The sequence below is a fragment of the Nocardiopsis nanhaiensis genome (assembly GCF_054778635.1).
Window position 1 is genome coordinate 21,338 of sequence record NZ_BAAGZJ010000099.1, and the last position, 6,790, is coordinate 28,127.

The 6,790-nt window shown below is 70.9% G+C and carries 7 protein-coding genes; 2 read left to right on the forward strand and 5 right to left on the reverse strand.

Annotated elements, in window-relative coordinates; all coding sequences use genetic code 11:
- Window positions 1–45: 45 nt before the first annotated feature.
- From hemC to ACYVD1_RS30590, 5 genes are all read right to left on the reverse strand, one after another.
- Window positions 46–1,011 carry a hydroxymethylbilane synthase gene (gene hemC, locus ACYVD1_RS30570; RefSeq protein WP_460754057.1) on the reverse strand — a complete coding sequence of 322 codons (966 nt, stop codon included), beginning with the start codon at window positions 1,009–1,011 and terminating at the stop codon, window positions 46–48.
- The gene (locus ACYVD1_RS30575; RefSeq protein ID WP_460777963.1) at window positions 1,008–2,534 is read right to left on the reverse strand and encodes a glutamyl-tRNA reductase; all 1,527 of its coding nucleotides are present in this window, start codon (window positions 2,532–2,534) and stop codon (window positions 1,008–1,010) included. The genes hemC and ACYVD1_RS30575 overlap by 4 nt, the downstream gene beginning before the upstream one ends.
- Before the next feature lie 150 nt (window positions 2,535–2,684).
- On the reverse strand, window positions 2,685–3,377 hold the full coding sequence (locus ACYVD1_RS30580) for a redox-sensing transcriptional repressor Rex (RefSeq protein WP_460754051.1): 693 nt from the start codon (window positions 3,375–3,377) through the stop codon (window positions 2,685–2,687).
- A 328-nt stretch (window positions 3,378–3,705) separates the two neighbouring features.
- Window positions 3,706–3,972, reverse strand: coding sequence for a glutaredoxin family protein (locus ACYVD1_RS30585; protein WP_460777964.1), 267 nt, complete (start codon window positions 3,970–3,972; stop codon window positions 3,706–3,708).
- A gap of 33 nt (window positions 3,973–4,005) precedes the next feature.
- The gene (locus ACYVD1_RS30590) at window positions 4,006–4,263 is read right to left on the reverse strand and encodes a MoaD/ThiS family protein (protein ID WP_460754044.1); all 258 of its coding nucleotides are present in this window, start codon (window positions 4,261–4,263) and stop codon (window positions 4,006–4,008) included.
- 109 nt (window positions 4,264–4,372) lie between these two features.
- On the opposite strand from ACYVD1_RS30590, the gene ACYVD1_RS30595 reads away from it, so the two are divergent.
- Entirely contained in the window at window positions 4,373–5,158 is a 786-nt protein-coding gene (locus tag ACYVD1_RS30595) for a winged helix-turn-helix transcriptional regulator (protein WP_460754039.1), read from the forward strand.
- A gap of 287 nt (window positions 5,159–5,445) precedes the next feature.
- Window positions 5,446–6,585: a hypothetical protein gene (locus ACYVD1_RS30600; RefSeq protein WP_460777966.1), complete on the forward strand. Its 1,140-nt coding sequence runs from the start codon at window positions 5,446–5,448 to the stop codon at window positions 6,583–6,585.
- Window positions 6,586–6,790: the final 205 nt, after the last annotated feature.

The following is a 6,790-nucleotide window of genomic DNA, read 5'->3' on the forward strand; positions in this document are numbered from 1 at the left end:
CGCGGGTGTTGCCCAGCAGCTGAGGTGCTGCCCGGGTCATCGGATTCAGGTGTTCTGGGGTTCGTCCCTCTCGGCGAAGGCCTCGGCGACGATGCGGTCGGCGCCCTCGGCGATCATCTGGCGGGCCAGTTCCCGGCCGAGCGCGACGGCGTCGTCGAGCTTTTCGGGCGAGTCGAGATCGATGGTCTTCTCCCTGCGCACGGCGGTGGCCCCGTTGGTGGCGACCACGGCGGCCCGCAGGCGCAGGGTGCCCGAACCGTACTCGGCGAAGGCACCGACCGGGGCGGCGCACCCCGCCTCGAGTTCGGCGAGGACGGTACGCTCCGCGACGACCTCGGTGCGGGTCGGCGCGTGGTCCACGGAGGACAGGTAGGCGAGGTCGGCGTCCGCGCGTTCGGTGCGGCACTCCACGGCCAAGGCGCCCTGGCCCGGGGCGGGCAGCATCCGGTCGGGGCCGAACACGTCGGTGACCCGGTCCCGGCGGCCCACGCGGCCGAGTCCGGCGTAGGCGAGGATCACGGCGTCGAGCTCGCCGGAGGTGACCTTGCCCAGGCGGGTCTCGGCATTGCCGCGGATGGGCAGGTAGACCAGGTCGGGGCGGAGCGCGGCCAGCTGGGCCACGCGGCGCGGGGAGCCCGTACCGACCTTGGACCCGGCGGGCAGGTCGGCGAACTCGAGACCGTCCCGGGCGCACAGGGCGTCGCGGGGGTCGTCGCGCTCGGGGATGGCGGCGAGGACCAGGCCGTCGGCGGGCGTGGTGGGCAGGTCCTTGAGCGAGTGCACGGCGAAGTCGATGGTGCCCGCGACCAGTTCGTCGCGCAGGGCGTTGACGAAGACACCTGTGCCGCCGAGCTGGGTCAGGTGGGCCTTGGTGACGTCGCCGAAGCTGGTGATGAGCTCCAGGTCGATCGCCTTCCCGGTCCGCTCCGTGATCGTGTCGGCGACCCCGCGGGACTGGGTGGTGGCCATGGTGCTGCGGCGGGTGCCGAGCTTGGCGGGTGTGCCGGTCATGCCTTCTCCTGCGCGGACCGCGCCGCGGTGTCGGGTGCGGGGTCGGCCGCGATCTCCGGGGCCTTCAGGTCGAGGTCGAACAGTTGGCGCAAGGCGGCCTCATAGGACTCCCCGTCGGGGTCCGCGGCCAGCTCCTTCACGCGGACGGTAGGTCTGTGCAGGAGCTTGTCGGCGACGCGGCGCATCGCGCGGCCGATCTCCTCGCGGGTGCGCTCGTCCATGTCGTCGGGCAGGCGGCCGCGGAGGCGGGCGAGCTCGGCGTCGACGACGTCGCGGGCCTGGGTGCGCAGGGCGACGACGGTGGGTGCGACCTCGCTGGCTCTGCGGACCGCGCGGAACTCCCCGACCTCCTCGTCGACGATCCCGCGGACGAGGGTGAGCGCATTGGAACGCTCTCCGGCGGTATCGGCGCTGGAGGCGGCCTGCCTGAGGTCTTCGATGTCGACCAGTCTGACCCCGGTCTGCTCTCGCACGGCGGGGTCGATGTCGCGGGGCAGCGCGAGGTCGAGGAAGACGAGGGGCCGGGTCCGGCCCCGGGTCGCGGCGGCCACGGCGTCGGCGGTGAGCACGAGGCCTTGGGCTCCGGTGCAGGAGATGACAAGGTCGACGTCGGCGAGGGAGTCGGCCGCCTCGGAGAAGGGCACGGTGTGCGCGTGCACGGTGTCGTAGGCCTCGTTGAGGCATTCGGACAGGCGGGCGGCGCGCTCCCGGGTGCGGTTGGCGACGATGACCGTTCCGGCGCCCTGGCGGGCGACGGTGTTGGCGGAGAGCGCGCTCATGGAACCGGCCCCGAGGACCAGCACACGGGTGCCCGTGAGCGGGCCGGAGGGAAGTTCCGCGCTGAGGACCCTGGGTTGGTCCCGGGCGGGCGCCTCCGCGGCGCCCTGGCCGGGCAGTGCGCCCTGGCCGGGCAGTGCGCCCTGGCCGGACATGGGGCAGCCCGCGGGCGGGGTGACGTCGGCGACCGGGGTACCTGGGACCGGGGTCACCGCCAGGTCGCGCGTGGCGACGGTGAGGCCGAAGCTGACCATGTCCGCCCCGGCGTGGTCGAGGTGGGTCTCGGTGTGGGCGCGCTTGCCCACGCGCAGCGCGCGCTGGCCGAGGTCGTTGAGGACCCGGCCGACCGAGCCGGTCTCCTGTCCCTCCTTGAGGGCGTCGCGGACCTGGCCGAGGATCTGGCCCTCGCCGACGACCATGGAGTCGAGGCCGCAGGTCACGGAGTACAGGTGGCGGACGGCGTTGTCGTCGAAGTGCACGTAGAGGAACTCGGAGAGTTCACTGAGGGACACGCCGGTGTGCCAGGAGAGGAGTTCGGTGACGGCCGCGACCCCGCCGTGGTAGGCGTCGACGTCGGCGTAGATCTCCGTGCGGTTGCACGTGGAGACCACCATGACCTCGTTGACCGCGTCGGAGCCGACCATCTCCCCGACCGCACTGGCACGCGTCTCCCCGTTCAGCGCGACACGTTCGAGTAGCGCCACCGGCGAACTCCGATGGCTCAACCCCACGGCCAGGACACTCATCCGCACTCCTATGCAGGCACTATGTCTCTCCATGTTCGGGCACGGCCGAGTACCCCCGCCGTCAGCCCCCCGAAACGCGGCACACGCTCGCTCTTCGGCACCGCTCTCCGGACCCCGGACGCACAGAGAACGTCCCGGGACCCTGCGGTCTCACGTCACTCCCAGTCCCGCCCGCTGCGGATGGCCGTCACCGTCGGCCCGGCGCTGCGCGTGGAAGGCCAGGATCTGGAGTTCGATGGACAAGTCGACCTTACGCACATCGACCCCGTCCGGCACATTCAGCACGACCGGAGCGAAGTTGAGGATGCTGGTCACCCCGGCCTCAACGAAGCGGCTGGCCACCCCTTGAGCGGATCCGGCCGGCGTGGCGATGACGCCGATCGAAACGCCCCTGGAACGCACAACCTCTTCCAGGCTGTCAATATGCCTCACATCCAGCGACGCCACGGTCCTGCCGACCACCTCCGGGTCGGCGTCGAGCAGGGCCGCGATCCTGAACCCGCGCGTGCCGAATCCCCCGTAGTTGGCCAGTGCGCGGCCCAGGTTTCCGATGCCGACGATGGCCACGGACCAGTCCTGGGTGAGACCAAGCTCACGTGAGATTTGATAGATGAGGTATTCCACCTCGTAACCCACGCCACGTGTTCCATAGGACCCGAGGTGGGAGAGGTCCTTGCGGAGCTTCGCGGAGTTCACTCCGGCGGCGTTGGCCAGCGCCTCGGAGGAGACAGTGGCCGTACCCCGTTCCTGCAGGGATTGAAGGGCTCGAAGGTAGACCGGAAGCCGGGCGACGGTGGCCTCCGGTATTCCCCGCTCCCGGGGCCGGGGTGGACGATTGGTCACAGGCAAGCGCTCCTGGGGGCCGGGTCGGGTCGGGCGGGGTGCGGGCCACGCACGAATCGGACGCAGGGCGCCGGGTCCGCGCGCTTCCCCGACCTACGGGTCTGGGCCTCCAGATTACGTGCTTGTGAAAGCACGCACAAAGTGGGGTGCCGTGTGACGCCGGGATCGCGAGTTCCCACAAATGGGGCCCTTGCCGACCAGTTCGAAACGGGAGATCACATCACCGGCATTCCGCCCGGACAGGGAGCAGGCAGAGCACGGGCAGAGAATGGCACCGCCGTCTTTCCCGGACTGACGGCGGTGTGTTTCCCCGTTGGAGAACCGCCCTTCAGGGAGAGAGCGCGGAACGCAGGCGCTCCTCCGAAACCCGCCAGAAGTCGTGCCTGCGCCCGTCGACGAAGGTCACCGGGACCTTGTCCCAGTACTCCTCCCGATCCGCCTCGGACACCCCGTCGAGCTCCTGCTCGGCGCGGTCCGCACCGAGCTCGTCCGTCACACGGGTGATGACCGACCACGCGTCCTCACACAGATGGCATCCGGGCTTGCCCAGCATCACCACCCGCGCCATCCCCGCCCACTCCGAGGTTTCCGGCATGTTTCCCTCCGATTCCGTCATGTTTTCGACCTCTCATCCCCCCGCGAAGGGCGGTAGGACCTCGATCACAGTCCCGTCCGTAACCGCGACCTCACCGTGCGCCCGCTTGCCGACCGGGTGCTCGTCGACCAGGAGCGAGGAAGCCCCGAGTACACGCTGGAAACGGTCCTCGGGGTGCAGTTGACACGCCACTTCGAGAGCGGCCGCGAGGGTGTCGGCTTCGACGGTCTCTTCGGCCGTTCCGGCCGCTTCCTTCGCCGATGCCCAGTACCGGATAGTGCACTTCGCCATCTATTGATTATCCTTGGTGTTGCTCGGAGGCGACGAATTCAACAAATCTTCACCGGGGGCAATGGCGCCTTCGATCGCCCGCGGCAAGCGGGCCGACGAGAAGAGACGCATGAGCCATCTGCTGCTACTGACGAACTCGAACGAACCGTCTGACCACGTCCTACCCGCCCTCGGACTCCTCCTGCACTCGGTGCGGGTGGCGCCCGCGGAGGCCGGCGCCCTCCTGGCGTCCGGTGCCAGTGGGAACTCCAGCACCCCCGTAGACGCCATTCTGGTCGACGCGCGTACGGACCTGGCGGCGGCCCGCAACTTCTGCCGCCTGCTCGACACCACCGGACTGGACTGCCCGCTGCTGGTCATCCTCACCGAGGGCGGCGTCGCGGCGCTCACCCCGGACTGGCAGGCCGACGACTTCGTCCTGGCCACCGCGGGACCGGCCGAAGTCGAGGCACGCCTCCGCCTCGCCGTCGGCTCGGCCGGCGCGCGGGTCGACGACCCGGACGAGATCCGCCGAGGCGACCTCGTGATCGACGAGGCGACCTACATCGCCCGGCTCCGCGGCCGCATCCTCGACCTCACCTTCAAGGAGTTCGAACTGCTCAAGTTCCTGGCGCAGCACCCCGGCCGGGTGTACACCAGGGCCCAACTCCTCCAGGAGGTCTGGGGCTACGACTACTTCGGCGGCACCAGGACCATCGACGTCCACGTAAGGCGGCTACGCGCCAAGCTGGGATCGGAGTACGAGTCCCTCATCGGCACGGTCCGCAACGTGGGCTACCGCTTCGTTCCCGACCCCGCGTCCAAGTCGGGGGCCGCTGCTTCCGTCCCGGCTGAAGCAGCAGGGGAAGCCGATCCGCTGCCCGCCGCCCGTTCCGCTGAGGCCGGTGCCACGTAGGGGCACGGGGACTGCAGGACCAGGACTCATCGGCTACGGGTATTCCGGGGCGCCCGCGTTCGGCGCCCCGGCGCCTTTTGCGCCCTCTCGCGCCGCTCCGCTCCGATTTCTCCCCTTGACACGCCATCCGTCCCGAATCCAACGACGAGCGCTCTCGAACTCGGCGGCCACACCGCATAGGATCGGGGGCGCACCCGACACACGGGCATGGCAGGCGTGGCGGAGCCCAACGGCCGGGTGCGGCCCGAGCCGCAATGGCGCGCCCCCGGAGGAGTGAGCTCGCACCGATGCCCACCGCCGCGACAACCCCCGCTGTCCCTGTTACCGCGAGACTCCCCCACAGACGCCGCCTGAGCATCGCCCTCGGCGCCGCCTTCGTCGGCTCCACCCTCATCGCCGTGATGGCCCCCGCGCACGCCGAACCGGCAGCCGTCGGCTTCGCCTTCACGAGCACCTCCGACTCCGTCGAGAAGGGCTCGTCGGCGGAGAACACGCTGACCGTGACCAACCTGGGTTACGCCACCGTCTGCCTGCTCGGGCTCGACGTCGACGGCCCCTTCGAGGCGGCGGAGTTCTCCGAGCAGTCACTCGAATCCCGAGGTGAGGCCCACAGCGCGGTCACCGGCACACCCGAAGAGACCACCGACGTGGTCGCGACGCTGCGCTACGTGCTCCCCGACCCCGGCACCGAGTGCACCGACGTCGACGACGCGGACGCGGTCTCAATCCCCTCAGACACGTGGACGGTCGAGGTCACCGACCCCGAGCCCTCCGAACCGCCGGAGGAGCCGACCGAGACACCGACGGACGAGCCGACGGAGGACCCCTCCGAGACGCCGACCGACGAGCCGACGGAGGACCCCTCCGAGACGCCGACCGACGAGCCCACCGAAGACCCCTCCGAGACACCGACCGACGGCCCCACCGAGGGGCCCGACGCGCCGGATCCCGGAGACCCTTCGGACACCCCCTCTGAGACCCCGCCCTCGGACGGCAACGACGAGAACGAGGACACCGGTTCCGGTGGCGGTGACGGCAGCGGCGGTGGCGGTGGCGGCGGTGAGGCCGGAGGCGGCGGGAACACGCCCAACGTCCCCGGGAACTCCCCCAGCTCCGGCGTCGACAGCGTGCCCACCAGCGACGCCGACATCCCCACGCTCCCGCGCAACGAGGCGGACCTGCCCGACCTCTCCCCGGGATCGTCGGAGGACTTGGCCGAGCTGCCGATGGTCACCCCGACCTCTGAGGACGAGGACGAAGACACCGAGACGGAGGTCGCCGCCGACCACTCCGAAATCGGTTCCTCCGTCACCCCCGCGGTCCTGCTCGCGGCGTTCCTACTGGCACTGCTGCTGGCCGCACCGCTCGCGCCGACCCGCCGGGTCCGGCTCGGCACCGGCTACCAGGGCAAGCGGCGCCGGGCATAACCCGTCGGACGCGCTACGCGGACGTCGGGGCAGACAGGACCTTAGAGCTTGCTGACAAGGGGTGTTGGGGTCCCCTGCCCTTGGGGTGTGCCCCTGTCCCCGGGGGGTGCGGGTTTCCGCGCGGGCTTGGGGTCCAGCGTGGGAGCCCGTGGGCGGCGGCCCGTGGGCGGCGGCCCGTGGGCGGCGGCCCGTGGGCGGCGGCCCG